The organism is Burkholderia sp. WSM2232 (assembly GCF_000472545.1).
Taxonomy (GTDB): Bacteria; Pseudomonadota; Gammaproteobacteria; order Burkholderiales; family Burkholderiaceae; genus Paraburkholderia.
This window is the reverse complement of sequence record NZ_AWZV01000012.1, coordinates 186,151-210,654: the sequence shown is the minus strand read 5'-3', so window position 1 is coordinate 210,654 and position 24,504 is coordinate 186,151. Positions and strand designations below refer to the sequence as shown.

Below are 24,504 nucleotides of genomic sequence, written 5' to 3'. Positions count from 1 at the left end.
CAGCATAACCCGCGGTTTTTCTGATTTGCTTTATACGGTTGTTACTTCGCTACCACGACACCTGTGACAGCCGCGTTGATCGCGGGCAGCAGCAGGTTCAGGATGCGGTTGAAACGAACCAGCCCGCCCTGGCCCACGTACACCACGTCCTTCGGTTGCAGTTCGAACTGATTGGCGAGGATCATCGACACCGGCGACGATGCGTCGAGGTGATAAATCTGCGGCGATTCGCTCGTCGAATTGCGGATCACGAACAGTTGCCGTGTAGCGGCCGTGGCCTGGTCGAAGCTGCCGCTGTCCGAAATGGCCTGCGAGAGGGTCAGCGAACCGTTGCGCATCGGCGTGACGGTGGCCGGCTTGTTCACTTCGCCCATCACGTACACACCGCTGTCTTCTCGCGAGGCCACGCGTATTGCGTCGCCCGGTTGCAGATAGATGTTCGACGGGTTGTGTCCGCGCTTGAGCAGATCGTCCATGTTCAGCTGATACGTGACACCATTGCGGATCAGCTCGACGCGGCTGCGATCCGCGTTCGGGCTGAAGCCGCCGCTCTGGCTGATCGCACTGGTGAGCGTCATCGAGATGTCGTTGAGCGACTGAGCGCCCGGCGTGCGCACTTCGCCGTCCACGAACACCTGCGCATTGCGGAAAGACGCCACACGCACGGTCACTTCCGGCTTCTGGTACACCTTGCTCAAGCGGTTATACAGTTCCTTCTGGATCGTGCCGACGTCTTTGCCGGCCACGTGCACCGTGCCCGCATACGGGAACTGCACGTCGCCCTTCTCGTCGATGAGAAAGCCCGAGGCCGCATCCGAAGGCTTGCCGTTCTGCGCTGGCTGGCCGAGCGCCGCCGCGAGTTCGGGGTGATCCCACACGACGATCTGCAACACGTCACCGGGGCCGACCCGGTAGGGCCCCGGCTTGCCGAACAGCGCGAGCGTGGCCGGCGGCAACGGGGCAGCAGCCTGCGCCGTCTGCATCTTGCGCAGGAGTGACAGGTTGATATCGGTAATCGGTATCGTCTGCTGCTGTGACGGTTCAGTGCTGAAATCGCCGCCCGTCTCCTGTAATGTGGCCGGCGTTTCCATCCGCTGGCCGGGAGCGGCAGCACAGCCCGCAAGCAGTGCAGCGATGGCGAAAACCGTGAGACTTCCCGTGCGTGTACCAAGCGAGCTCATAACTTTTCCTCCTTGCGCAAGAGCGAATGTCCCCGGAAAGAGGCACCGCCTTGCGTGCTTTGTTAACAACTAGTAAGCGTTTCGATGCACCAGTCCGGCGACAATCGTCGCGCCGATAATCCGCATGTCGAGTGCGAACGACCAATGGCCCAGGTAATACAGGTCATGTTCGACGCGACGCTCCATCTTTTCGATGCGGTCGGTCTCGCCACGAAAGCCGTTGATCTGCGCCCAACCTGTAATGCCCGGCTTGATCCGATAGCGATTGATATAGCCCGCGACCACTTTCTGATAGAGGTCGTCGTGCTCGAGCGCATGAGGACGCGGTCCCACGACCGACATGTCGCCACGCAAAACGTTAAAAAACTGCGGCAGTTCGTCGAGGCTCGTGCGGCGCAGGAACGCGCCGACTCTCGTCACGCGCGGGTCGTTGCGCGTCGCCTGTTTGAGCGTGCCTTTTTCCTCGGTATGCAGACGCATCGAACGGAACTTGTAGATCGTGAAGACGCGTCCATCGGCGCCCTTGCGCTTCTGCCTGAAAAACACCGGTCCACGCGACGAAACCTTGACCGCAATGGCAATAGCCAGCAGAAGCGGCGCAAGACAGATGAGCGCGGCCGCTGCAAAAAGACGATCGAAGATCTCTTTCTTCAGCATCGAGCTCGCCGACAGCGGCGATGCAACCAGGTTGATCGCCGGCACACCGAGCAGCTCTATCACGCCGCTGCCTTCGAACAGTGCGAGGCTGCGCACGTCCGGCATGAAGCGGATATTCACCAGGTCGTCACGGAACTCGCCGACCAGCGAACAAATGAGCGGCTCTTGCGCGAGCGACAGCATCAGCCACAGTTCATGAACATCGTTGGTGCGAATGTAGTCAGCAAGCGCATCCACGCTGTCGAAAACGGGCACCCCGGTACTTGTCACCGGCGAGTTTTGCGGGCTCGTGTTATAGACGGCCGCCGCGCGAAAACCGGTGGTGGGTGCCGATTCGATCCGGCGAATCAGCGCGTCGCATTGCGAGCCGCTGCCCACAATCGCGACCTGATGCAAATTCATACCCGCGCCGCGCGCCCGCGCCAGCACCGCGTGCGTAATGAGCCGGTACGAGATCAGCAGTCCGCCCGTCACGGCGGTCCAGTACGAAAACCACAAACGCGAAACGACGTCGCTGCGATGCAGTGAATACATCAGCACGAGCGCGCTGCCCTGCACGATCAGCCACGCAAGCGACACCTGGCCCGCGAGCGCGAGCTTCGAGCGGCCGCGCCACGATTCATACACGCCGAACGCCGGAAAGATCGCGAGCGCAAACGCAGCCGCAAACATCACCAGCGCCCAATAGAATCCCGCTTGAGCCAGGTCGTCGAAGCGGATTTGCGACGCCACCGCCGCACCCGCGAGCACCAGCGCGACATCGAACATTCGCGCGAGCAAATCCTGAAACCTGCGCATTTTGCTTACCTCGTACTGGCCGTTGCCTGCCGACACCTGCCGGCTCCGCTGTCTATGAACAGCGGCCGTAGTTGTCGTTGAATCGCACGATGTCGTCTTCGCCGAGATAGGTGCCCGACTGGATCTCTATGATCTCGAGCGGCACTTTCCCCGGGTTTTCCAGTCTGTGACGCGTGCCGAGCGGTATGTACGTCGATTCGTTTTCGCTCAGCAAGAATTGCTCGTCGCCTCGCGTGACGAGCGCCGTGCCGCGCACCACGACCCAATGCTCGGCGCGATGGTGATGCAGTTGCAGCGAAAGCTGCGCGCCCGGCGTCACGACAATGCGCTTCACCTGAAAACGCTCGCCGTGGTCGATCGAATCGTAAAAGCCCCAAGGACGGTGCACCTTGCGATGCGCATCGGCTTCCGGCGCGTGTTGCGCCTTGATGCGCGACACGAGTCCCTTGACGTCCTGCACGTGCGAGCGGTCCACTACGAGCACGGCGTCGGCGGTCTCCACCACGACGACATTGGTCGTGCCGACGCACGCAACGAGGCGCCCTTCCGAATGCGCATAGCTCGACACCGCACCCTCGAACGTCACGCGGCCGCGCCCCGCATTGCCGTTGGCATCTTTTTCCATCGCAGCCCAGACGGCGTCCCATGAACCGAGATCGGACCAGCCGGCTTCGAGCCTGACGACCACTCCCGCAGGCGCTGCACCGTTGGTCTCACGCGGCTCGTCCGCTGCTTCGGTCAGGCGCTCCATCACGGCATAGTCGATCGAATCGGCCGACGAACTGAGAAATGCATCGACGTGCGGGCGGAAATAGCCGCCTTCGCTGCGGCCGTCACGGAACGCGCGCTCGCAGGCCGCGTGCATGTCTGGCTGCAGACGTTTGAGCGTGTCGAGCCACACGCTCGCGCGCAGGATGAAAATGCCGCTGTTCCACCAATACGTGCCTGCCGCGACGTACTGCGCCGCAATTTCTTCCGCAGGCTTTTCCACGAAGCCGTCGATCGCATGGGCGCCGTCGGCGAGCGCCGCGCCGATGCGGATATAGCCGAAGCCTGTATCCGGCCGCGTCGGCGGCACACCGAGCGTCGCAATCGAGCCTCGTTGCGCGTAATGTGCCGCGTTTTGTAGCGCGGCCTGCAAAGCGTCGAGGTCGGCAATCGAATGATCCGCCGGCATCACGACGAGAATGCCGTCTTCGCCTTGCGCACACGCAAGCAATGCAGCGAGCGTCAGTGCGGGTGCGGTATCGCGGCGAGCGGGCTCGACCATGAGCCGCGCTTCTACACCGTTCTCGTGAAGTTGCTCCGCAATCACGAAGCGGTGCTCTTCACCGCATACGATGATCGGCGAAGCATCGACCTGCCAGCCCGCCGGAAAACCGTTCATGCGTCGTGCCGTCGCTTGCAGCAGCGAATCGGAGCCCACCACGTCGATCAACTGCTTCGGATAGTTCTCGCGCGATACCGGCCACAGCCTCGTACCCGATCCGCCCGCGAGAATGACCGGGACAATGCGCGTGCAAACCGCGCCGGCTGCGTCGTCGCCGGCATGGGGCGATGTATTGTTTCCTGCTCCCTGATTCAACATATTTGCAATCCTTATGATTCTTTCAATCCACCCGGACAGATACCAAAGACCACATGCAGAAAATGTAATGCGGCCTCCAGCTGGCCCCGTCGACGCTATTGGCCCACCATGCGGCGGCTTTGTATTCTGAATTCGGTAGGCGAGATCCTCATTCGCTTGCGGAACACCTTGGCGAGCCGATCGCCATTGCCCATGCCGGTGCGGCGCGCAATTTTGTCGACCGGCAATTCGGACTCGGTGAGCAGACTGCACGTCACCGCAAGACGCTCGTGCAGCAGAAAACTCGAGGGGGTAATGCCCATTTCCATCTTGAAGCGGCGCAGGAAGTTGCGCTCGCTCATCGCGGCGAACTGCGCGGCGTCTGCAATCGAAATGGACTGCTGGCAGTTTTCCTGCAGCCAGCGCGCTGCTGCGCGGACCTTGTCGCCCGGCGTGAGCGCGCCGTCATCGCTCAGAAGCGGCGCGAGGTTCGAGCACGAATCGGCAAGCAGACGTTCGGCAACGGTGCGCGCGGTGGTGGCGCCCAGGTCGCGCTTGATCATGGCGAGCGCGCTGCGCATCGACTCCAGGCGGTCGCCCGCGTCGGCGGTCTGTTCCGTCTGGCGCGGCGCTTTCGACGCTTCGCGCAATTCCTGTCTCTCCACTGCGTCCGGCACGTAGGCCGCGTCGAGCAGCGCGCGCCCTTCCGCAATCGGGCGAATCATGCCGGTGTTGTGACGCACGCGGCGCAGCCATGCAATCAGGCGCTCGTCCCTCGCGGCGGCAATTGCGCCTTTCCCGCCGGCCACGTACAGCGCGTCGAAACCGTTGTAATGTCTTGCGTCGAGTCCATCGGTCCATACTCGCAGAGCCGACGACGACGTCACCATGCCGCCGTCCGCGGACAGAAAGCACACCTCGTACGAGCAGCCGCCCGGCGACGAGGAAGCGAGTTCGTTCGCCGCCTGGAATACCTCGGCTACCACGCCGGCGCCTTGCAGCGAGCAGTCGTTGAACATCAGTATCGCGATGCGACGCATGCCTTTGTTCGGTACGTGCCCCCAACGCAGCATGGCAGACTCGAGACTCGCGCAGGTCATAGCTATCCTCACCAGAAAACGGATTTACTTTCACCATCAACGGCCACGCAGGGGCCGACTCTGAGCAGTGCATCATAGCCACCACCCGTCCAGTATTTAGCCGCCATGACCGATAGTGCTGACATGTTGGCGCATTCACGGGAGTAGCCTGTCAGTGATTTACGGAATATTCCGCCTTCACCGTATTGCACCGAATTAATTGCCGATTCCACATATCAATGAATTGGCGTTGTGCGAATGTTAGTGCAAACCCAAAGCCGATTTCGTTCGCCACCGCACACTGCATCGCTACTCAAAAAAGGGCGGTTACAATCCAATCGCGGGGCGATTCCGCCATAAAAAAGCAGATTTCTCCGGCAAAGCCCCGCTGTGACGAAGTTTTTTACCAGCGCCTCTATTTCCCGCAGAACTTGTCGCGTCTATTCCGGCTGACGATAGGCACCGCGCACTTCGATAACGCGAAGCAGTGTCTAATATAGGCACTTGAGAGGGCGTTGAGCTTATTTAATTTGCTCTAATTGCCCGCATTGAATATAAATACGGCGATTAATGTTTCAGTCCTGAAACATCGAAATAACGGCCGTTAAGGCGGCAGTGCAATAGACGGACCCAGGGCGCCCGCAGCACCGCGAGAGACGGTCCAAAACCGCCAGCGGATTGCCGAAATGCACTATGTGTTTGGCGCGCCAGAGGGCAACGGACGCTATCTCAAGGCGGCTCTGGCCTGGTGAACTAGCAGTTTGACGACGATCGTGCGAGGCCACGCGACGCTAACAGTACGGGGAAGCATATGTCGATTTCGAGCGAAGGCCGGGGGACGCGAAGCTTGATGAGCCATTGGGCAATGCTCGCACCAATGTCTCGCGCCGCCATCATGGTCGCCGCGCTCGCTTTTTCAGCGACTCAGGGCGAAGCGGCATCCGCGACCGCGGGCGCATCGGCGGTGCGTGTCGATATGAAAGCGCCGCAGCCGCAGGGTCAGCGCCCGGGCCTGCGCTGCTTTGCGCCCTCGTCGCAAACACGCGCGGCTGCCAGTGGCGATGCCGTCGAGGCCGATACACCCGGGGACGGCACACGCCTTTTCGCCGCAGCGAAGCCGTTCGCGCTTGTATTCACTACGCGTGCGCCGCAACCCGACACGCTCAACTGGCAGATACGCGACACATGGAATGGAGTGCGCGCAAGTGGCAGCTTCAGGGTTGCAGCCGGCGCGATCTCGTCGACGCTCAGTTGCACCTCTACAGTGGCAGGCTACTTTGCGGTGTCGGCATCGCTTGAAGGTGCACGTGGTCAATTGGAATCGCGCGGCACGCGCCCCGGCGGCATTGCGACCTTCGGCGTGCTGCCCGACATCGCAGCCGCCTTGCCGGCCGTGCGCTACCCGTATCAGGACCTGCATCGCTTCGGCGGCCAGGGCACCGCCTATCTGGCGCCCGGCCAGCATTGTTGCGACGGCGACGGCTACCGCCCGGTCTATACAGCGCTCGGCCTCGCGTGGGCGAACGACAATCGCAACTGGTACATGGAAGAGCCCGACAAGTCCGGCACCTTCGATCCCGCAACCAAGCAGCTCACGCCCTACTTGCAGCGCGGCGACATCATGCGTCTGATCCAGCTCGACGGCATTCCCAAGTGGGCGAGTCCGACGGCCGGACAAACCCACAGCTATGCACCCACTTCGCTCGCGCAGATGAAGGAGTACATGGCAAAGGTCGGTACGGAGTCGAATCGGGTTCGCAGCACCTACTTCCCGACGCAGCGCGACAACTATTATCAGGTCACATGGGAGCCCGACGCGGACGGCGGATTGCCGTGGCGCGACAGCGACGCCAATTTCATCGCGATGTACAAGGCGGTCTGGGAAGGCATCCATCAGACGGACCCGCACGCCGTAGTGATGGGCCTCACGTATTCTTCGGTGCAAGGCAACGTGAAGTGGATGCGCCGTCTGGGTCCGCTTGGCATCGGCCGCTATATGGACGGCATGACCGTGCACGGCTATTACGACATCGGCACAACGCCGTCGCATCCGCCGGAGCGCGTGGCGGACACGCGCAACGAAGGCACCGTGCCAGGCGCGCTCGCGGCTTCGATGCGCGCGTTGCGCCATGAAATGCGGCAATACCTGAAGCCTGGCGCGCCGCTGTTCGTCACCGAAACAGGCATCAGTTACGACATCGGCCAATCGTATGGCAAGAGCTATCCGAGCGCCGACGTGCTGTATGCGCAGGCCGCGGTAGTGGCGCGCACGCATCTGATCCTGCTCGGCGAAGGCGCCGACATGACCTACGTGTTCTACCTCGCGGACATGCCCGACGCCGCGCCTGGATATGGCCTCTTCTTCGAGCTGGAGCACCCGAAGGGCGCCTATGGTCCGACGCACATCAGCCCGAAGCCCGCGGCGCTGGCGGTGGCGGCAATGACACGCATTGTCGACGGAACGAATACGCTCGGGCCGCTCAAGGGCTTGCCAAAGGGCATTTACGCTTACGCGTTTCGCCGGCTTGGCGGCGGCAAGGTCGTCACTGCACTATGGACTCATGACAACGACAAATGGAGTTCGAGAACGGGATTCAACGCGGGGCAAAGCGTCGAATACCGCTTGCGTGTCGACGCTCCCGGCACGAGCGGCGACGTAACGGCACTGGACATGATGGGCAACGCGTCTGCCATTCCGTATCGCGACGGCGTCGCGAGCCTGACGCTGTCCCCTGCACCTGTGTACGTGGTGTCGAATAACGCCGAAGTATTCAACGACGCCGTCACCACGCCGGAAGGTTACGTCGCGCGCGACAGAGCAGAGCCGACGCCCCAGGCCGCAAGTGGCCAGGCTCGCCCTGCCACACGCACGATAGCTAGGTAGCGCACAGAAAACCGCCATCGCTGAAGTTAGCATTTGTCCCGACGCGCTCAAGCCGCCCCATGGACGGCTTTCATGGACCATGCTCACAACGCCCTCGCTCAGGAATGGATATGCTGACGGAGCTCGACTTCCTCGATGTTGTTCGTTTGACGCCACTCGTCTCGATCGACCTGATAGTTAGCGATGCTGACGGACGCATTCTGATCGGCCACCGCCGCAACCGGCCTGCGCAGGGCACATGGTTTGTTCCGGGCGGCCGTATTCTCAAAGACGAGACACTCGACACCGCGTTCTCGCGCATTGCCGACGCCGAACTCGGCGTGCCGAGGCTCGCACGTTCGTCCGCGCGATTCGAGGGCGTCTTCGAGCATCACTACAGCGACAACTTTGCAGGCGAGTCTGGCGTCTCGACGCATTACATCGTGCTGGCTTATGCGTTGTCGCTTCCGGACACGCAACGACTCGGCCGGCCCGATCAGCACAACGGCTACCTATGGCTCACGCCGGCCCAACTACTCGTACGCGACGACGTCCACGACAACACCAAGGCCTATTTCCGTTGAAGCCGCCGCACGCGCCCGCCTGGGCGCGAGACCGGCGCGCGTAATTAACCGCAGTGTTAGGCCGGTAACGTCAGAACATCAGATCATTAAAGTATGATCGGGCCAACCATAACGGCTCGAATCCACATGCGATCATCGGCGACGAGGCTTGCGCGGAGTGCATGCGTTGCGCTCATCGCGCTGCTTTCCCTGACTCTGTTTCCAGCGGCGGCGCGCGCGGCGAACTGCAACGCGGGCATGCTCGTCACCGTCGTTGCCCATCTCGACGACGACCTGCTGTTCATCGATCCCGCGATCAGCGAGCGCCTCGACGCGGGATGGTGCATCACCACCGTGCATCTGATCGGCGGCGCGAACGGCGCGAACTTCTCCTACGTGCTCACGCGCGAACGAGCTTCGCGGCTCGCCTATGCACGCATGGCAGGCGTGCCTGACCTGTGGGACGAGTCCAACGTCGAGGTCGCCGGCAAGCTCGTGCATCAAATGGTATTGAAGGCGAAGCCACAGGTTCGCCTGCTCGAACTGCGGCTGCCCGGTGGCGGCGTGCGCGGCGGCCGCGAGCCGCTCGGCCTGCTATGGGAACAGCGAGCCACGCTGTCCAGCTACCCCATGAACACCGACGGTACCGGGCGCATGAAATACGACAGCAATGCGCTCTCAGCCACACTGAGGTCGATCCTCTCAGAGGCCTCGCAGATCTTCACGCTTAATCCTGACACCGTACCGTTCGTCGAGCATCCGGACCACATTTTTGCGGCGCGCATTACGCGTCATGTTGCGCAGACGCTCGGCAAGAGCGTGCCGATCGTCTACCACGTGACATACCCGACCGGCGGCTGGCCAGGCAATCTCCCCGCCGCCGAGGTGCAACGCAAGCGCGATATCGTCGCGAGCTACTTTTCTATCGACGGAAGCGAGTCCTCGCATGTATTCGGCGAGTTCCAATGGGACGGCAACTGGATCGCGCGACGCTACGCGTTCGCGGACCGCAGCGATCGCCGCGTGCCGGACTTTGAGGCGCGCCCGGTCAAGCTATTCAATGTCGCGACGAACCGCTGCGTGAGCGCCAACGGGATCGGTGAGGCACCTACGCTCGCCGCGTGCAATGGATCGCCAGCACAGCAATGGCGATGGGAACCGGTCACGGCCTATCCAGGCAATGCGCGCAATGCTGCGCTGGTGAGCGTGGCCACGTCGCAATGCATTGCAGAACGCGACGGTTTTCTACGCGCGGAAAGCTGCGATCAGTGGGATCTTGCGCAACGGTGGACGCCGTGGGACTTCGGGCTCGTCTATTCGCCAATGCGTCAGTGCCTCGGCGAAAACCGCGGCAAGCTGACAATGCGCGGCTGCACCTCGCTCACCACGCGCTACCGCTGGGCAACGACGCAGCGCATCCAGGCCAACGATCTCCGGCTCGCGACCGCGATGTATGGCGACGTGACAGGTACAGGCACCACGTCCGCCGTCTATGTGCAGAGACAGCACGACGGTCCAGGCTTCGGCGTGTATGCGGCGTCGCTCGAAAAGAAGCAAGCGCCTGCGCTGTGGTATTCGGCTTCAGTGTCGTTCGACCCGCGCGCCACCACACCGAGTTGTGCCGGCGACACGCTCTGCTTTGACAGCGCGCGGTTTTTGTTGGGCGATTTCGATGGCGACGGCAAGGCGGATCTGATGGTCGTGACCGCGCGCGAGAACGGCACCGCCTTCTGGCTGCTGCGTAGCGCGGGCGATCGCTTCGACGCCCCGCGCCTGTGGTTGCAAACGAGCCCCGCATTCAGGCCCGAACTGACGCAGCAATACGTGGCCGCCGACTTCACCGGCACCAGAAGAGCCAGTGTGCTGATAGCACAGAAGCGTGCCGATCGCGGACTGGACTTGTGGATTGCGTCGTCGAACGGCGCGACAGGCGCCACCGCGCCCACACGCGCCGCCGAAGCCAACGGGCTTGCGCAAAACGCGCTGCTGCTGCCGTTCGGCAAGGCAGGTTCGCGCTCGTCGCTCGTCGCACTAGAGGCGGGGCAGCAGCGCGTATCGCTCACTGTGATTGCTAACGACGCCAAAGGCATGACCATCGGCGAACGCAGGAACTTGCCGGCGGATTTCGCACCCGGCTTCGTTAAAGCGGCCATTGCTCCGTCGCACGGCGAGCGTGCCGAGTCGCTCATGCTGCTCACCCCGCGTCTGGAGGGCGCGGACGCCGGGGCGCTTATCGACATAGCCTCGCTCGACATTGCCGACCCGACAGCCGTGCCCGTGCACGTGGCTTCGCTGGAAGGCATGTCATGGTCAGACGTGTTTCCTGCCTACGTGCAGGACAAGCATGGGGCAGCGCTCGTGGTTTACCGGAGGGTGGACGCCACGCTCGGCGATTTCTACTTCACAGGAGGCGCTGCTGGGTTGTCACGCTATCCGCTGACCGGCAATCTGGCGGTAGGCTCGCCGCAGGATCTGGGCGAAATGCCGGGGCTTTTCTCGGAGACAGTGAGGATCGACCGGCTTACGCAATAACCGCAATAACCGCAATAACGGCAATGACCGCGATAACGGCAATAACGCCCGCGCGGCCGGTCGATCAATTTCAGGCAGATACCCGCAGCGGCTCCGCGAACTTGCGCACGATGGACATGTAGCGGTCCGCGGTGTCATGCAGCGTATAACCAGCAAGCTGCCGGTGCGCGCGCGGCGTATTGAGCGCATTGACGAGCGCGTGGCTGTAAGCTTGCGCGTCAGTCGTGTCGACCAGACTGACGCCGGCAAAGTTGCTCGCAAAACCGAACGAGGGAATACGGTTCGCCACGACCGGAATGCCGGACGCCAGTGCCTCGAGAAAGCCAATGCTCTGCGCTTCGAAGCGCGAGGGCATCGCAAACACGCGCGACGAGCGCAACACTGCGGCAACGTCCGAGCGCGGCCCGCATACGCTGACCTTGCTTTCGAGCCCAAGCTGCCTGACCAGCTCGACCACTGCGCGATGGTAATCGATCTCTTCGACCACACCGCACAGCAGCAGACGCGCATCCGGCTCCGCCTGCAACACGCGCTGGAACGCGTGAACGGTATCGAGCTGGCTTTTCCCTTCTATGTACCGGCCGAGCTGAACGATCTGCTTCGACGGCACCTCGCTGTCGCGCGCTACCGGAGCCTCGTGCGCGGCGAAGAGCGACGCGTCCACACCGTTAGGAATCACAACCATTGACGGATGCTTGCCGATCTCGCGCATGTAGTCGTCGATATTCTGCTGCGATACGCCGATAACGGCGCTCGCCCGGCGCGAGAGCAGGCGCTCCGCACGCTTGAGCGCGCCGTTTTCGAAGTCGTTCACGCCCGAGTGCATCACCCAGGCAATCGGCGTGTGCACCGGCAGCAGACGCACATACAGCGCCGCCAGCGTGGCGTGCGCAATGATGAAATCGGGGCGGAACTCGCGCACCACCCGGTACAGGTGCAGCAGTTTGCCGACCCGGCCGTGGCGCACGCCGGGAAAGCGGCACGTGACGCCGGCCGCATTGAGCTCCGCACGAATATCGGCGAAATCGTCCTGCTGCGGCAACAGCGAAGTCATACAGACATCATGCCCGGCCCGCTGGTGGTGAATGGCAAGACCTTTTACGAGTACTTCTGCCCCGGACAATCGTGGTGCGTGAACCAGTTGAAGAATCCTCACGATTTATCTCTCTAGTGACCGCCCGCCTTGCAGCGGCCAGATGAGTGTGCCTCGTGACCTGCGGCCCACGCGGCGCCCTCATCCGATAGTTGGTATATGGCGCGTGCCTGTAGCGGCGCGCGTCGTTTCCGAAACCCGCGACTCGCCGGTGAGCTGGTGCGCCGGCAGTTGTCGCCAGAAAACGTTACACCGAACATCCTGCAAATTTGCGCCAAGGCCAAGACCTCTTCGGCTGTGAAGTGAGCGGTATCGCCCACTCGTCATGCGAATATGCGCCGGCTATCCGTCGGCGATCCAGGCGGCCTCATGAGCCTACAGCAGCAGTGGCGGAGATAAACGAGCGTTAGCGCACATTCGCTGTAACGATGATCTTCGCAAGGTAAAGCGACCGCACAAAAAAAACGTCAGCCGGCCCACGCGCTCTCAGGTACAGGCACGGGCCGGCTGACGCCATTCGCTGGTGCGGGTATGGTTCCCGCGCGACGCGCGCTACTTCGAAATGTCCTCCAGCGCGACGTCGCGCGTCTTCGGTCCCAATGTGCCGATGGCCAGCATCACGATCACCATCGCACTGCAGATGAACGCGAACACGCCGTTCACGCCGAACTCCCGCAAACATGCCGCGATCACGAACGCGGAGAAAATCGCGGAGAGGCGGCTCCACGAATAGACGAAGCCGACAGCGCGCGCACGAATGCTGGTTGGAAAAAGCTCGGCCTGATACGCGTGATAGCTGTACGAAATGATATTGCCGGCCAGCACGAGACATACGCCGAGGCTGACAAGCAGCACCGTCTCGCGTGCCTGGCTAAACAGCAGCCCGCACACCACGTTCACCGCCGCCATGCAGATGATCACCGTCTTGCGCTCGAAACGGTCCGCAATCAGCAGGCCGAGCAGCGGACCCAGCGGCGCCGCTATCGCGATGATGCTCGCGTACATCAGGCTCGTCGTCACGGTAATGCCCTGCTTGATCAGCAATGTCGGAATCCAGTTCGCGAAGCCGTAGTAGCCCATTGTCTGGAACACGTGGAAGATGATCAGCATCAGGGTGCGCTTGCGATACGGCGGCGCAAGAAGATCGCGGAACACGGCGCGCGCCCGCACCGGCTCGGGCAAGGCCGGCTGAGGCAGCGCTCGTCCGTATTCGCGCTCGACTCGCGCTTCGAGCCGCGTCATGATTGCATCGGCTTCGTCGATGCGGCCTTTTTGCGCGAGCCAGCGCGGGCTCTCGGGCAAGCCAAGGCGAATCCACCACACGAACACTGCGCCGACCACGCCGGTCAACACTACGAGACGCCAGCCGTCGAGGCCGAAGTACTGATGCGGCACCAGCAGATACGAGAGAAACGCGACGATCGGCACCGCGCAGAAACCCACCGCCTGCGAGCATGCGGAGGCACGGCCGCGCACATGCTTCGGCACGAGCTCGGAGATGTACGTGCCGATCGTCACGATCTCCACGCCAAGCCCGATGCCCGCAATGAAGCGCCACACGTTGAGCCCGAGCGCCGTGTCCTGAAACGCCATGACGATGTTCGCCGCCGTGTACCAGAGCAGCGACCAGGTGAAAATTGCGCGCCGCCCGAAGCGGTCCGCCAGAAAGCCGCAGGCGGCCGTGCCGATAAAAAGCCCGGCAAACAGTGCCGCAATGAAGCTCGCTACGCCGCTGGTGCCGAAGAGGCCATGCGTGGTTGCCGTGAGAATGCCGCTCTTGACGAGTCCGGGCGCGATATAGCCGGAAAACATCAAGTCGTACAGTTCGAAGAAGAGGCCGAGACTCAGCAGCATCACCAGCTTCCAGATGGAACGCGTGGCAGGCAGGCGGTCGAGCCGCGCCGAAATGCGCGCGCCACCCAGTGCGATTTCCTCGGCGCGGCTATCCGCCGATGCGCCGCTGCCCGAAGGCAGATCGAGCGCGCCGGCATCGCCGAGCGCTGTTGCGTACACCGCCTGATTCGACGACTTCATCGTCTGTCTCCTTGAATGCCGGTCTCTCGCCGGATAAGCATGATTGATCTGGGTTCTGCGCAAGACCTGCTTGCGAATTCACTTAGGCCGCTGCGCGCGGCGCCGGTCCCGAACCGTCCGTCGGCGACGTGGCGGACACGATGGACGCGACCTGTGCGTCGTCATAGCCAAGCCCGCGCAGCACTTCTGCCGTGTGCTCGCCGATCTTCGCGATCGGCTGACGCGGCTGCAAACGCGCGCCGTCGATTGAAATGGGCAGCAAGGGCATGGCAGTTTCGCTGCCGTCGTCGAGCGTGAGGCGCGCAAGGCCGCCGCTTGCATTCAGATGCGGATCGTCGAACAGTTCTTCGGGCTTCACGATTGAGGCGAACGGAATGTGGTCCCGCTCGAACTGCGGCGCGAGCGCCACGCCTTCGAACTGACGCAGCGTTTCACCCAGCGTCTGCAACAGCCATGAGCGCGCGAGCACCCGGTCGTTGTTGGTCGCAAGGCGTGCATCGGCGAGCAGATCCGCGCGCCCCAGAATGCCGCACAACGCGCGCCATTGACCGTCGCCGGTCGCCGCAATGAACATCTGCTCGTGGTTGGCGAGCGTGAATACGTCGTACACCGCCCATGCGCTGATGCGCTCCGGCATCGGCGCGGGCGCCACGCCCGTTGCCGCATATTGCTGCATGTGCTGCGCCGAGAGCAGCACGCAGTTTTCGAAGAGCGCGCTCTGCACTTCCTTCCCACGCCCGCTTGCGTGCCGTTCATGCAGCGCGGCGAGCACCCCGATCGCACCGAACATGCCGCCCATGATGTCGTTCACCGAGCTGCCGGCGCGCAGCGGACGGCCCACAGGACCGGTCATGTACGCGAGACCGGCCATCATCTGCACGACTTCGTCGAGTGCGAGGCGTTGTTCATACGGACCGTTGAGAAAGCCCTTGTGCGATACGTAGATGAGCTTCGGGTTGCGCTCGCGCAGTGCCGCATAGTCGAGGCCGAGGCTCGCCATGCGTCCCGGCTTGAAGTTCTCGACGAACACATCGGCACTGTCGACCAGCGCGTGCAGTGCGGCGAGTCCCGCTTCGCTGTCGAGATCGAGCGCAACGCTTTTCTTGTTGCGATTGAAGGTGCGGAAGAAGCCGGCGCCCGTACCGAGCAAACGGCGCGTGCCGTCGCCACGCGGCGGCTCGACCTTGATCACTTCGGCGCCAAGGTCGCCGAGAATCATCCCGCACGTCGGGCCCATCACCATATGCGAGAGCTCGATTACACGAATGCCGGCAAGCGGCAACGCGTTGTGCGACGCATCGGAACCGGCAGCGGCAGTCACAGCGGAGGTAGAGGCGTTCATTGCAGGACCTGCGAACGGAAAGAGATGGAAGCGTCGGCGTGTTGCGCATGCGCGAACTGCTTCGGCACACCGGCGCGCGCGAGATAACCGTAAAGCGGCTCACCCGGCAATGCGTCGGTGAGCACCTCGCGCGAGGCCAGCAGTCGCGTGAGGTCGATACCCGTGTCGTAGCCCATGCTGTCGAGCATGAACACGAGGTCCTCGGTGTTGACGTTGCCCGTGGCACCAGGCGCGTGCGGACAGCCGCCAAGCCCTGCGAGCGACGCGTCGAATTCGCGGATGCCGTGTTGCAGCGCAATCAGCGTATTCGCGAGGCCGAGCCCGCGTGTGTCGTGCAAATGCAGCGCGCGCAGCCTGTCGCCGGCCACGTCGCGCACGAGTTCGATAATCTCGCCCACCTGGCGCGGCGTCGCTTCGCCGGTCGTGTCGCCGAGCGCGATCACATCGGCGCCTGCGTTCACGGCGGCGCGCGCAATGGCAGCAACATCGTCATAAGGCACCGCGCCTTGTAGCGTGCAGCCGAATACCGTTGACAAGCCGGCAATCAGCTCGACATGCCCCGCGCGCGGATTCGATGCGTGGCGCGCCGCACTGTCGATGGCCGCGCGCATGTCCGCAAACGCATCAATCATTTGAGCCGGCGTTTTGCGCACGTTCGCGAGGCTATGCGCGGTGCTCACAGAAATGGGCGCAACGATGCGATGCACGCCCGCTTCGAGCGCGCGTTGTGCGCCCTTGAGATTCGGCACAAGCGCAGTCACGATCAGGTCGTCATAAGTGAGCGCGTGAGCGATCACCTCGTCGGCGTCGGCCATTTGCGGCAGCAGCCTGGCCGGAACGAACGACGCCACTTCCATATGCCGCACGCCAGCGGCATACCCGGCGTCTATCCAGCGGCGCTTGAATTCGGTGGGCATGACGCGCGCGATGCTCTGCAAGCCGTCGCGCATGCCGACTTCGGTCACGACAACGCGCTCCCTCGTATCACTCATGGTTTGAATCCTGCGAAATAGGCGGGAAATGAAGCACGGGTCACAGCGTGCCTGCGCGAGCGCGCATCGCAAAGTCTGCGTTGACGAAGCACTCCATCGCCGTTGACGATGGCTCGCGAAGCAGGCGCGACGGGCCCGCGAGGACGTAAAGGGGAAACCCTTAAGGGCTTTTCACAAGGAGCGCGGCGCCGCGCGTGAAGTCCGAACCGGTCAACGCCCGCGAGAGCTCAGACGGAGGCGAGCAGATGCTCCAGCAGATGCGACGCGGCAAGCGTCAGCGCGCCGCGGTCGCGCACGCAGATCACGAAGCGCCGCTCGGCCCATGCCTCCCGCAGCGGCACCGCGACGATGCCGTATTCGTCGGCGGCATGACGGGGCAGCGCCTCGCCCGGCAGAATCGCGACCGCGAGGCGCGCCTGGATGAAGCGATACGCAGCGTCGAATGTCGACACGTATGTGCGGTAGTTCAGCTCGCGCCCTTTCTCGGCCGCGATACGCTGCATCAGCGCATTGACCGACGCATTCGAAGACAGCCCCAGATGATCGTAAGCGAGCGTCTGTTCGAAGCCGACGCTCGGCTCGCCAGCAAGCGGATGACCGCGCGGCACGATCAGCGCGAGATGGTCCGCGCGATACGGCAGCGCGTCGAGACTGCCCATCGGCACGACGTCGCGGCAAATGCCGAGGTCGGCAACGCCTTCCTCGAGCCCGCGCACGATCTCCGCGCTCACGCGCTCTTCCACATCCACGCGAATCTGCGGATTGGCCTTCAGGAACTCGGACAGCGCCTCGGGCAGGAATTCCACCATCGACGACACGTTCGCGAGCACTCGCACATGCCCGCGTGCGCCGGCTGCATATTGGCTGAGTTCGGCCTGCATGCGCTCATGGCCGCGCATGATGAGCCGGGCGTGCCGCAACAGCGCCTCGCCCGCGGCGGTGGCGCGCACGCCGCGCTGACTGCGCGAGAGCAGCGCGACTTCGACGAGCGCCTCCAGATCGGCAAGCCGTTTGCTGACCGCCGAAGGCGCGATGAACTCGCGCTCAGCAGCGCGTGCAATCGTGCCTTCCTCGCACACGGCGATGAACAAGCGCAACGTCACCTGATCGATCTGCCACATGCGGACGGCTCCAGGAATTGAGTGGGAAATGGAGTAGGAAAATGGGTGCAGAAAATTATGCCCGAGTATGCGCGGCGAACGCAGAGATCCCAGGGTATCCACGGTCAATCGCCAGGCGTCGGCTGCAGGCTTGCTCAAGGCAGCGGCTCTGGCTATGCTGAGCGATGCTCGCGGGACGAGCGGCGCCTCGCGTCGAGCCGCCCCAAGGCGGTGGCGCACCAGGCGCGCTGCGACACACTGTCCATCACAACAAGCCAACGGAACCTGCCATGTCCATGACCAGCCTCTTTTTCACCGCCGCCGGCGTGGGCCTCGCGATTGCCGCGCCGGTCGGACCCATGGGCATGCTTTGCATCCGCCGCACGCTGACGGGCGGCCCGCGCGCGGGGCTCGCGATCGGCCTCGGCATTGCGAGCGGCGATGCCTTCTACGGGCTGATTGCGGCGCTGGGCCTCGTCAGCATCTCGCAGTTCATGTTGGCTTATGACCGGCCGCTACATCTGCTCGCCGGCCTGTTTCTGCTCTACCTCGGCGTGCGCACTTTATTGCAGAAGGCGCCTGCCGACACAGCGAACGGCGAACAGGACGGCAACGGCGGCGCAAACGGCAGCGGCAGCGGCAACAGCAGCAGCGGCAGCAGCAACAGCAGCAGCAGCAGCGGCACCCACGGCAAGCTCGCACAAGTGGGCCGCGCAGGCGCGCTGCGCGCCTACGCGAGCTCCCTGCTGCTCACGCTGACCAACCCGCAAACGGTAATCATGTTCGCCGCGCTCTTCACTACGCTCGCGCCGCGCGGCGCCTTCTCGTCGGCCATTGCGCTGACCACGGTCGGCGGCGTGTTCTGCGGCTCGATTGCATGGTGGTGCTTCCTCGTAACGGTGGTGTCGCTCGCGCGCCATGCTATCGGCAGCAAGCTGCGGCTCGCGATCGACCGGCTCGTCGGCATCATGCTGGCGGCGTTCGGCGTCGTGGAGATTCGCCGCGCGCTGTGAGCCGGGCGCCGCGCGCACCGTGCGCGGCACTCGCGCTTCCTCGCATTCCGTACGCTTTGGCTTCAGTTTTGCGACAATAGCGCCTTTCGCCGCGCCGGGCGCAGCCTTCCTTCCAGTTTGCCGATCCGTGTCGGCGCTTAAGGCACGCGCGCCGCCCGTGCCTTAACCGTCAATCCACCGACCGCCAGCGGTCTCTTCAATGGCTCTTGCGCATATCGATCTGCTGTATTCCGTCTCCGGCCTCTTTGTCGGCTTTCTGGTCGGACTGACGGGCGTAGGCGGCGGCTCGCTGATGACCCCGATCCTGGTGCTGCTGTTCAACGTGCATCCGGCCACCGCGGTCGGCACCGACCTGCTGTACGCGGCCGCCACCAAGGCGACCGGCACGCTGGTGCATGGCCTGAAAGGCTCCGTCGACTGGCAGGTCACGCTGCGGCTTGCAGCCGGCAGCGTACCGGCGGCCACGGTCACGCTGCTGCTGTTGCACCGCTACGGCATGGACACGCCGGGCGCGAGCCGGCTGATCCAGCTCGTGCTGGGCGCCGCGTTGCTGGTGACGGCGGTGGCGCTGGTGTTCCGCCCGCAGCTCGCGGCGCTCGCGGCACACCGGCGGCGCGCGCCGAACCAGGGACGCACGCTCCTCCTCACCATGCTGACAGGCGCCGTGCTCGGCGTACTGGTGTCGCTCACTTCGGTGGGCGCGGGTGCCATCGGCGTGACGGTGTTGCTGCTGCTTTATCCGATGCTGCCGACCACGCGCATCGTCGGCTCGGACATCGCGCATGCGGTGCCTCTCACGCTGCTCGCGGGCGCTGGCCATTGGCTGCTCGGCTCCGTGGACTGGTGGATGCTGCTGTCGCTGCTGCTCGGCTCGCTGCCGGGCATCGCGGTGGGCAGCATGTTGTCCGCGCGCGCGCCGGATGCGCTGCTGCGCAATCTGCTTGCCGCCACGCTCACGCTGGTCGGCCTGCGTCTCGTGGTGGCCTGACCGCGCGAGGCGCGCTCGTCGCCGTCACTTGAAAAAGCGGCAGGTGAGATCGGCCTCGAACTGCCGGACCCACTGGCCGTGGCTGTCATAGTAGGACTGCGCCCAGCCGCCGCGCCGCACGGTGACGAGCCTCTCGCGGGCGACGTCGGCGGGATCGGCATGAATGCTGATGTCAAAATGCGCGGGCGCGAAGCCGTGCCGCGCGCATACCAGTTCGAAGGCGGCGCGGTCGTCGATAGGCAGGTCGGTATAGCGCAAGGCCGTGGTTTGCATGGCGGTCACTCCGTGTCTTCACACACACACAGTACGCCTTGGGCGGCGACGGAAATGTGTCGTCGCGCACAATCGGACAACGGCGCCCGGCGCGCAGCGGCGGCGTGTGTTCCCCCATCATCGTCGCTTCAAAAATCGTCTGGAGGAAAACAAAAAGCTCGGGTCGCCCGAACCGTTGTCGCCCTGAAAGCTGACGCGGTCAGCGGCGGCACGAGGAGTCGAACCGGAGCCGTTGCGCGCCGCGCACGCAGTGATGTGCAGTGACGGGCTGGCATCGCAGACGCTCCCGCCTGTGCGCCGCGGCCTCGCGACGCCAATCGACTTGCCGGCATCGCAAGATCGGCCGTCATTTCGATATTTCTTGAATTGACGAACCCAACCGTTTTATGATGCGGTGATGGACTCCAACCTAGTGGTACGCGCGCTCGGCGCGCTGGCTCATGAATCCCGGCTCGCGATCTTCCGCGCACTGGTTGTCGCCGGCCCCGATGGTCTGCCCGCAGGTGAAATTGCGCAGCAACTCGGGCTGTCTCCGTCCAGCCTGTCGTTTCACCTGAAGGACCTTTCCCATGCCGGACTTGTCACGGGTCAGCAGCAGGGGCGCTTTATCTATTACTCGGCCAACTTCAGCGCGATGAACGGATTAATCGCGTTTCTTACTGAGAACTGCTGCGGGGGCGCGGCATGTGAAGCAGGCGCCGCGCCGCAATGCCGGGGAGCGGCGACGTGACGCGCAGCGACGACGCCCGCATTGCGGCACCGCATATGAGTAGCCCGGACCAGGCGGCAGGCGATTCCCGGGCTGCCGGTATCGGCTTCTTCGAACGCTATCTGACCGTGTGGGTCGCGCTTTGCATCGTGACCGGCATCGTGCTCGGGCACTGGCTGCCGGCGGTGTTCCAAACCATCGGTCGCACGGAACTGGCGCACGTCAACGTTCCGGTCGGGGTGCTGATCTGGGTCATGGTCATACCGATGCTGATCAAGATCGACTTCAGTGCGATGGCCCAGGTCAAAGAGCATTGGCGCGGCATTGGCGTGACGCTGTTCGTCAACTGGCTGATCAAGCCTTTTTCGATGGCGCTACTTGGCTGGATTTTCGTGCGGCATGTTTTCGCAGCATGGTTGCCGGCAGCGCAACTGGACAGCTACGTCGCAGGGCTGATCCTGCTGGCCGCGGCGCCATGCACCGCGATGGTTTTTGTCTGGTCGCAGCTGTGCAAGGGCGACCCGTATTTCACGCTCTCGCAGGTGGCACTGAACGACGCGATCATGGTCGTCGCGTTTGCGCCGATCGTTGCGCTACTGCTTGGCCTGTCCGCGATCACGGTGCCGTGGGACACGCTGCTCACCTCGGTGGGCGTTTATATCGTGATCCCCGTGGTCATCGCGCAGATTCTGCGTCGCCGGCTGCTGCGATCCGGCGCGGCTCAGTTCGAACGCACGGTCGCCCGACTAGGTCCGTATTCGATCGGCGCGCTGCTAACAACCCTCGTGCTGCTATTCGCATTCCAGGGCCAGGCCATTATCGGCGAGCCGCTAGTAATCGCAATGCTCGCCGTGCCGATCCTGATCCAGGTCTTCCTGAACTCGGGTCTGGCTTATCTGCTGAACCGCAAACTCGGCGTTGCGCACTGCGTTGCCGGTCCGTCCAGCCTGATCGGTGCGAGCAACTTCTTCGAACTCGCCGTGGCAACCGCCATCAGCCTGTTTGGCTTCGAGTCGGGCGCAGCGCTGGCAACGGTGGTCGGCGTACTGATCGAGGTGCCTGTCATGCTGCTGGTGGTCGGCGTCGTGAACCGCTCCCAGCATTGGTATGAAACGCGAACCCATTGAGCACAAACGATGACTGTGACGATCTATCACAATCCCGACTGCGGCACGTCGCGCAACGTGCTCGCGCTGCTGCGCGAGGCCGGCGAGAATCCGCAGGTCGTCGAGTATCTGCGCCATCCGCCAGATCGGGCGACGCTCGAGCGCCTGATAGCGGACAGCGGAATGGCCGTACGGGACGTCCTCCGGAAGAAGGGAACGCCCTACGAGGAACTCGGACTCGGCAACTGTGCACTGAGCGACGCGCAACTAATCGATGCAATGCTCGCGCATCCGGTTCTGATCAACCGGCCTATCGTCGTCACGCCCCGCGGCACACGTCTGTGCCGGCCCTCAGACGCAGTGGCCGGCCTGCTCGCGAACCTGCCGCAGCGCGAGATACTGAAGGACGAAGGTGTTCCTTTCATCGTTGCTCGTCCCATTGCGGGCGACCACGCTGGACTGGCGCAAGCCCTGCGCGACGCCCGGCTTCCCACCGATGACCTGAACGAAGCGGGCCGCTCGTTCTTCACCTTCTCCACACTGGCAGGCTCGCATGTCGGCTATGGTGGTTTCGAGCAATGCGGTCGCGATGCGCTTGTGCGCTCACTTGTCGTGTTGCCGGAGCATCGCGGCAAAGGCATCGGACGAAACATGCTCGCGGTGCTGTTGCGTGAGGCGTTCGACGCGGGCGCACGAACCGCGTGGCTGCTCACACTGAACGAACGCGCGTTTTTTGAAAAGTCCGGTTTCAAGCCTGTCAGCCGCGACGCGGCCCCGGCGCCCATACTCGCCACACGCCAGGCAGCCGGTTTGTGCCCGTCGAGCACTGTCCTGCTGTCGCGCGCGATCACACTCTAACGCCATTGCCAATGCAGACGGATCTACCCAACATCAGCGCCGTTCATCTGGACACACCCGATCTCGCGAAGCTCGAGCCACGCGCGCACTCGCAACACCCTCCGCGCATTCTTCTTCTGTACGGCTCGCTCAGGCCGACGTCGTACAGTAGATTGCTTGCCCTCGAAGCCGAACGGATACTGCGGCAGCTCGGTGCCGAAACCAGGGTATTCGATCCGCACGGCCTGCCGCTTGCCGACAGCGTTTCGCCGGAGCACCCCAAGGTAGCGGAACTGCGCGCGCTGTCGTTATGGTCCGAGGGACAGGTGTGGTGCAGCCCGGAACGTCACGGCGCGCTCACAGGGGTTTTCAAGAACCAGATCGACTGGCTGCCGCTTGATTCCGGCAGCATCCGTCCCACGCAAGGCCGCACGCTTGCGGTCATGCAAGTGTCCGGCGGTTCACAGTCGTTCAACGCAGTCAACGCGCTGCGCATACTGGGCCGCTGGATGCGCATGGTGACGATTCCCAACCAGAGTTCGGTCGCCAAGGCATTTCAGGAATTCGACGAGAACGGGCGGATGAAGCCGTCGTCGTACTACGATCGGGTCGTGGACGTCATGGAAGAGCTCTACAAGTTCACGCTGCTCATCCGCGATCGTTCGGACTACCTGACCGACAGATACAGCGAGCGCAAGGAGCGCATGCCGGCAAACGTGAGATCGCTCGCCAATGCGGCCATGAGCCATGAGCACGGCGCAGAGATTGGCGACACGGACGAGAGTGAGGTCGAGTAGCCCCGCGGGGCGATAGGGCCGGTGGCGGGCCGATTGCGGACCGATGGCTGACCGATTCCGGATCGATTGCGGACCGGTGGCTGACCGGCGGCGGACCGATTCCGGATCGATTGCGGACCGGTGGCTGACCAGTGGCGGACCGCTGGGGAAACGGCGCATTGCGTCGGGAACCGCCTCAAGCGCTGACATCCGCGCCCCCTTGCATGCCCCGATCAATGCGCCGTCGCAGCGGGCTTGCCGAAAGCCCGCATGCCGTGCTTACTGCTGCATCACCGTCAGCTTGTTGGACACCGAGGTCACGCCCGCGACGCCCTTGGCTGCTTCGCCGGCCGCGTCAATCTGGCCCTGGTCGGGCACCGAGCCCGTCAGCGTCACGGCGCCGCCGCGTGCGCGCACGGCGATGTTCGACACGTCGAGGCCTTGCACCTTCGAAATGGCGGCGCGCACCTTGCGGCCGAGCTGGCTATTGGCCTTCTTGCTCGCCTTCGCGGTCGTGGCAGGGGCGGCTGTCGTGCCCGTTGCCGTTGCATCGCTTGCCTGAGCGTAGACATTGCATGCCACCACCATTGCCACCACCGAGCCCAGCGTCTTCAGAAAACCGACCGATTTCATGTTTCTTCTCTCCTTAGCTTCATATTGGACCGCTTGAATAAGCGGCTTCGTTACGACTACCTGCGGCCATGCCCAAACGCCGGACGCGACAAGGCGCGCGGCGAGGCAATGGCCGGCTGTGGCTGCGACACGAGGTGCGAGAGGCTAAGAGAGGCCGGCTGCCATGTGCCGCATGCGATGACGACAACGCGCATGCGATGCGGTACGGAAACCGGCAGGCCGCGAAATCCGCCGACGCGCCCGGTTCTTGTGTGTCGTGCCGGGTCGCGCCGCGCGAAACCTGTGTTCGCGGCAGCGATGCACAATTTAATCTAGCCGGGCCAGAAGCGCAAAGGGTTTACTCATGGAGCATGCGAACGGGCGTTGAT

General features: G+C 63.5%; 20 protein-coding genes. 9 read left to right on the top strand and 11 right to left on the bottom strand.

Features of this window, described 5'->3' with window-relative positions; all coding sequences use genetic code 11:
* Positions 1-41: 41 nt before the first annotated feature.
* From F757_RS0113260 to F757_RS0113245, 4 genes are all read right to left on the bottom strand, one after another.
* Complete coding sequence (locus F757_RS0113260) at positions 42-1,181, bottom strand: polysaccharide biosynthesis/export family protein (protein WP_027211804.1); 1,140 nt, start codon at positions 1,179-1,181, stop codon at positions 42-44.
* 69 nt (positions 1,182-1,250) lie between these two features.
* The gene (locus F757_RS0113255; protein ID WP_027211803.1) at positions 1,251-2,636 is read right to left on the bottom strand and encodes an undecaprenyl-phosphate glucose phosphotransferase; all 1,386 of its coding nucleotides are present in this window, start codon (positions 2,634-2,636) and stop codon (positions 1,251-1,253) included.
* Between the two features lie 52 nt (positions 2,637-2,688).
* On the bottom strand, positions 2,689-4,224 hold the full coding sequence (locus tag F757_RS0113250) for a mannose-1-phosphate guanylyltransferase/mannose-6-phosphate isomerase (protein ID WP_027211802.1): 1,536 nt from the start codon (positions 4,222-4,224) through the stop codon (positions 2,689-2,691).
* A 95-nt stretch (positions 4,225-4,319) separates the two neighbouring features.
* A complete protein-coding gene (locus F757_RS0113245; RefSeq protein WP_027211801.1) occupies positions 4,320-5,303 on the bottom strand; it encodes a helix-turn-helix domain-containing protein in 984 nt (327 codons plus the stop codon).
* 844 nt (positions 5,304-6,147) lie between these two features.
* On the opposite strand from F757_RS0113245, the gene F757_RS0113240 reads away from it, so the two are divergent.
* The 3 genes from F757_RS0113240 (at position 6,148) to F757_RS0113230 (ending at position 11,240) form a co-directional block, all read left to right on the top strand.
* Positions 6,148-8,166 (top strand): hypothetical protein, encoded by a 2,019-nt coding sequence (locus F757_RS0113240; RefSeq protein WP_442856641.1) that lies wholly within the window; start codon positions 6,148-6,150, stop codon positions 8,164-8,166.
* Between the two features lie 110 nt (positions 8,167-8,276).
* Complete coding sequence (locus tag F757_RS0113235) at positions 8,277-8,729, top strand: GDP-mannose mannosyl hydrolase (RefSeq protein ID WP_027211799.1); 453 nt, start codon at positions 8,277-8,279, stop codon at positions 8,727-8,729.
* 126 nt (positions 8,730-8,855) lie between these two features.
* Complete coding sequence (locus tag F757_RS0113230; RefSeq protein ID WP_027211798.1) at positions 8,856-11,240, top strand: RICIN domain-containing protein; 2,385 nt, start codon at positions 8,856-8,858, stop codon at positions 11,238-11,240.
* A 70-nt stretch (positions 11,241-11,310) separates the two neighbouring features.
* Here the strand turns inward: F757_RS0113230 and F757_RS0113225 are convergent, their stop codons facing one another.
* The 5 genes from F757_RS0113225 to F757_RS0113205 all read right to left on the bottom strand — a co-directional run bounded on the left by F757_RS0113225 (position 11,311) and on the right by F757_RS0113205 (position 17,822).
* Complete coding sequence (locus tag F757_RS0113225) at positions 11,311-12,396, bottom strand: glycosyltransferase family 4 protein (RefSeq protein WP_027211797.1); 1,086 nt, start codon at positions 12,394-12,396, stop codon at positions 11,311-11,313.
* A 489-nt stretch (positions 12,397-12,885) separates the two neighbouring features.
* Positions 12,886-14,367 carry an MFS transporter gene (locus tag F757_RS0113220; RefSeq protein ID WP_027211796.1) on the bottom strand — a complete coding sequence of 494 codons (1,482 nt, stop codon included), beginning with the start codon at positions 14,365-14,367 and terminating at the stop codon, positions 12,886-12,888.
* Positions 14,368-14,449: 82 nt separating this feature from the next.
* Positions 14,450-15,709 (bottom strand): CaiB/BaiF CoA transferase family protein, encoded by a 1,260-nt coding sequence (locus F757_RS33465; RefSeq protein WP_035466745.1) that lies wholly within the window; start codon positions 15,707-15,709, stop codon positions 14,450-14,452.
* Positions 15,706-16,701: a hydroxymethylglutaryl-CoA lyase gene (locus F757_RS0113210; protein WP_027211795.1), complete on the bottom strand. Its 996-nt coding sequence runs from the start codon at positions 16,699-16,701 to the stop codon at positions 15,706-15,708. The genes F757_RS33465 and F757_RS0113210 overlap by 4 nt, the downstream gene beginning before the upstream one ends.
* Before the next feature lie 227 nt (positions 16,702-16,928).
* The gene (locus tag F757_RS0113205) at positions 16,929-17,822 is read right to left on the bottom strand and encodes a LysR substrate-binding domain-containing protein (RefSeq protein WP_027211794.1); all 894 of its coding nucleotides are present in this window, start codon (positions 17,820-17,822) and stop codon (positions 16,929-16,931) included.
* Positions 17,823-18,091: 269 nt separating this feature from the next.
* On the opposite strand from F757_RS0113205, the gene F757_RS0113200 reads away from it, so the two are divergent.
* Both F757_RS0113200 and F757_RS0113195 read left to right on the top strand, forming a co-directional pair.
* On the top strand, positions 18,092-18,814 hold the full coding sequence (locus F757_RS0113200) for a LysE family translocator (RefSeq protein ID WP_027211793.1): 723 nt from the start codon (positions 18,092-18,094) through the stop codon (positions 18,812-18,814).
* 199 nt (positions 18,815-19,013) lie between these two features.
* Positions 19,014-19,802, top strand: coding sequence for a sulfite exporter TauE/SafE family protein (locus F757_RS0113195; protein WP_027211792.1), 789 nt, complete (start codon positions 19,014-19,016; stop codon positions 19,800-19,802).
* A gap of 24 nt (positions 19,803-19,826) precedes the next feature.
* Here the strand turns inward: F757_RS0113195 and F757_RS0113190 are convergent, their stop codons facing one another.
* Positions 19,827-20,075 (bottom strand): hypothetical protein, encoded by a 249-nt coding sequence (locus F757_RS0113190; RefSeq protein WP_027211791.1) that lies wholly within the window; start codon positions 20,073-20,075, stop codon positions 19,827-19,829.
* Between the two features lie 397 nt (positions 20,076-20,472).
* On the opposite strand from F757_RS0113190, the gene F757_RS0113185 reads away from it, so the two are divergent.
* From F757_RS0113185 to arsH, 4 genes are read left to right on the top strand one after another with little or no spacing between them, the layout of a single operon-like run.
* A complete protein-coding gene (locus tag F757_RS0113185) occupies positions 20,473-20,805 on the top strand; it encodes an ArsR/SmtB family transcription factor (protein WP_027211790.1) in 333 nt (110 codons plus the stop codon).
* A gap of 35 nt (positions 20,806-20,840) precedes the next feature.
* Positions 20,841-21,911: an ACR3 family arsenite efflux transporter gene (gene arsB / locus F757_RS0113180; protein ID WP_027211789.1), complete on the top strand. Its 1,071-nt coding sequence runs from the start codon at positions 20,841-20,843 to the stop codon at positions 21,909-21,911.
* A gap of 9 nt (positions 21,912-21,920) precedes the next feature.
* Complete coding sequence (arsN2, locus tag F757_RS35115; RefSeq protein ID WP_084530840.1) at positions 21,921-22,748, top strand: arsenic resistance N-acetyltransferase ArsN2; 828 nt, start codon at positions 21,921-21,923, stop codon at positions 22,746-22,748.
* A gap of 11 nt (positions 22,749-22,759) precedes the next feature.
* Positions 22,760-23,524: an arsenical resistance protein ArsH gene (gene arsH / locus F757_RS0113165; protein ID WP_027211787.1), complete on the top strand. Its 765-nt coding sequence runs from the start codon at positions 22,760-22,762 to the stop codon at positions 23,522-23,524.
* Between the two features lie 258 nt (positions 23,525-23,782).
* On the opposite strand, the gene F757_RS0113160 is transcribed toward arsH, so the two are convergent.
* Entirely contained in the window at positions 23,783-24,136 is a 354-nt protein-coding gene (locus F757_RS0113160) for a BON domain-containing protein (protein ID WP_027211786.1), read from the bottom strand.
* Positions 24,137-24,504: the final 368 nt, after the last annotated feature.

What these genes read in the sequence shown, in the direction of transcription:
- F757_RS0113260 (WP_027211804.1), bottom strand. Translation starts at nt 1,181, where the DNA reads ATGAGCTCGCTTGGTACACGCACGGGAAGTCTCACGGTTTTCGCCATC.
- F757_RS0113255 (WP_027211803.1), bottom strand. Translation starts at nt 2,636, where the DNA reads ATGCGCAGGTTTCAGGATTTGCTCGCGCGAATGTTCGATGTCGCGCTG.
- F757_RS0113250 (WP_027211802.1), bottom strand. Translation starts at nt 4,224, where the DNA reads ATGTTGAATCAGGGAGCAGGAAACAATACATCGCCCCATGCCGGCGAC.
- F757_RS0113245 (WP_027211801.1), bottom strand. Translation starts at nt 5,303, where the DNA reads ATGACCTGCGCGAGTCTCGAGTCTGCCATGCTGCGTTGGGGGCACGTA.
- F757_RS0113240 (WP_442856641.1), top strand. Translation starts at nt 6,148, where the DNA reads ATGCTCGCACCAATGTCTCGCGCCGCCATCATGGTCGCCGCGCTCGCT.
- F757_RS0113235 (WP_027211799.1), top strand. Translation starts at nt 8,277, where the DNA reads ATGCTGACGGAGCTCGACTTCCTCGATGTTGTTCGTTTGACGCCACTC.
- F757_RS0113230 (WP_027211798.1), top strand. Translation starts at nt 8,856, where the DNA reads ATGCGATCATCGGCGACGAGGCTTGCGCGGAGTGCATGCGTTGCGCTC.
- F757_RS0113220 (WP_027211796.1), bottom strand. Translation starts at nt 14,367, where the DNA reads ATGAAGTCGTCGAATCAGGCGGTGTACGCAACAGCGCTCGGCGATGCC.
- F757_RS33465 (WP_035466745.1), bottom strand. Translation starts at nt 15,709, where the DNA reads ATGAACGCCTCTACCTCCGCTGTGACTGCCGCTGCCGGTTCCGATGCG.
- F757_RS0113210 (WP_027211795.1), bottom strand. Translation starts at nt 16,701, where the DNA reads ATGAGTGATACGAGGGAGCGCGTTGTCGTGACCGAAGTCGGCATGCGC.
- F757_RS0113205 (WP_027211794.1), bottom strand. Translation starts at nt 17,822, where the DNA reads ATGTGGCAGATCGATCAGGTGACGTTGCGCTTGTTCATCGCCGTGTGC.
- F757_RS0113200 (WP_027211793.1), top strand. Translation starts at nt 18,092, where the DNA reads ATGTCCATGACCAGCCTCTTTTTCACCGCCGCCGGCGTGGGCCTCGCG.
- F757_RS0113195 (WP_027211792.1), top strand. Translation starts at nt 19,014, where the DNA reads ATGGCTCTTGCGCATATCGATCTGCTGTATTCCGTCTCCGGCCTCTTT.
- F757_RS0113190 (WP_027211791.1), bottom strand. Translation starts at nt 20,075, where the DNA reads ATGCAAACCACGGCCTTGCGCTATACCGACCTGCCTATCGACGACCGC.
- F757_RS0113185 (WP_027211790.1), top strand. Translation starts at nt 20,473, where the DNA reads ATGGACTCCAACCTAGTGGTACGCGCGCTCGGCGCGCTGGCTCATGAA.
- arsB (WP_027211789.1), top strand. Translation starts at nt 20,841, where the DNA reads ATGAGTAGCCCGGACCAGGCGGCAGGCGATTCCCGGGCTGCCGGTATC.
- arsN2 (WP_084530840.1), top strand. Translation starts at nt 21,921, where the DNA reads ATGACTGTGACGATCTATCACAATCCCGACTGCGGCACGTCGCGCAAC.
- arsH (WP_027211787.1), top strand. Translation starts at nt 22,760, where the DNA reads ATGCAGACGGATCTACCCAACATCAGCGCCGTTCATCTGGACACACCC.
- F757_RS0113160 (WP_027211786.1), bottom strand. Translation starts at nt 24,136, where the DNA reads ATGAAATCGGTCGGTTTTCTGAAGACGCTGGGCTCGGTGGTGGCAATG.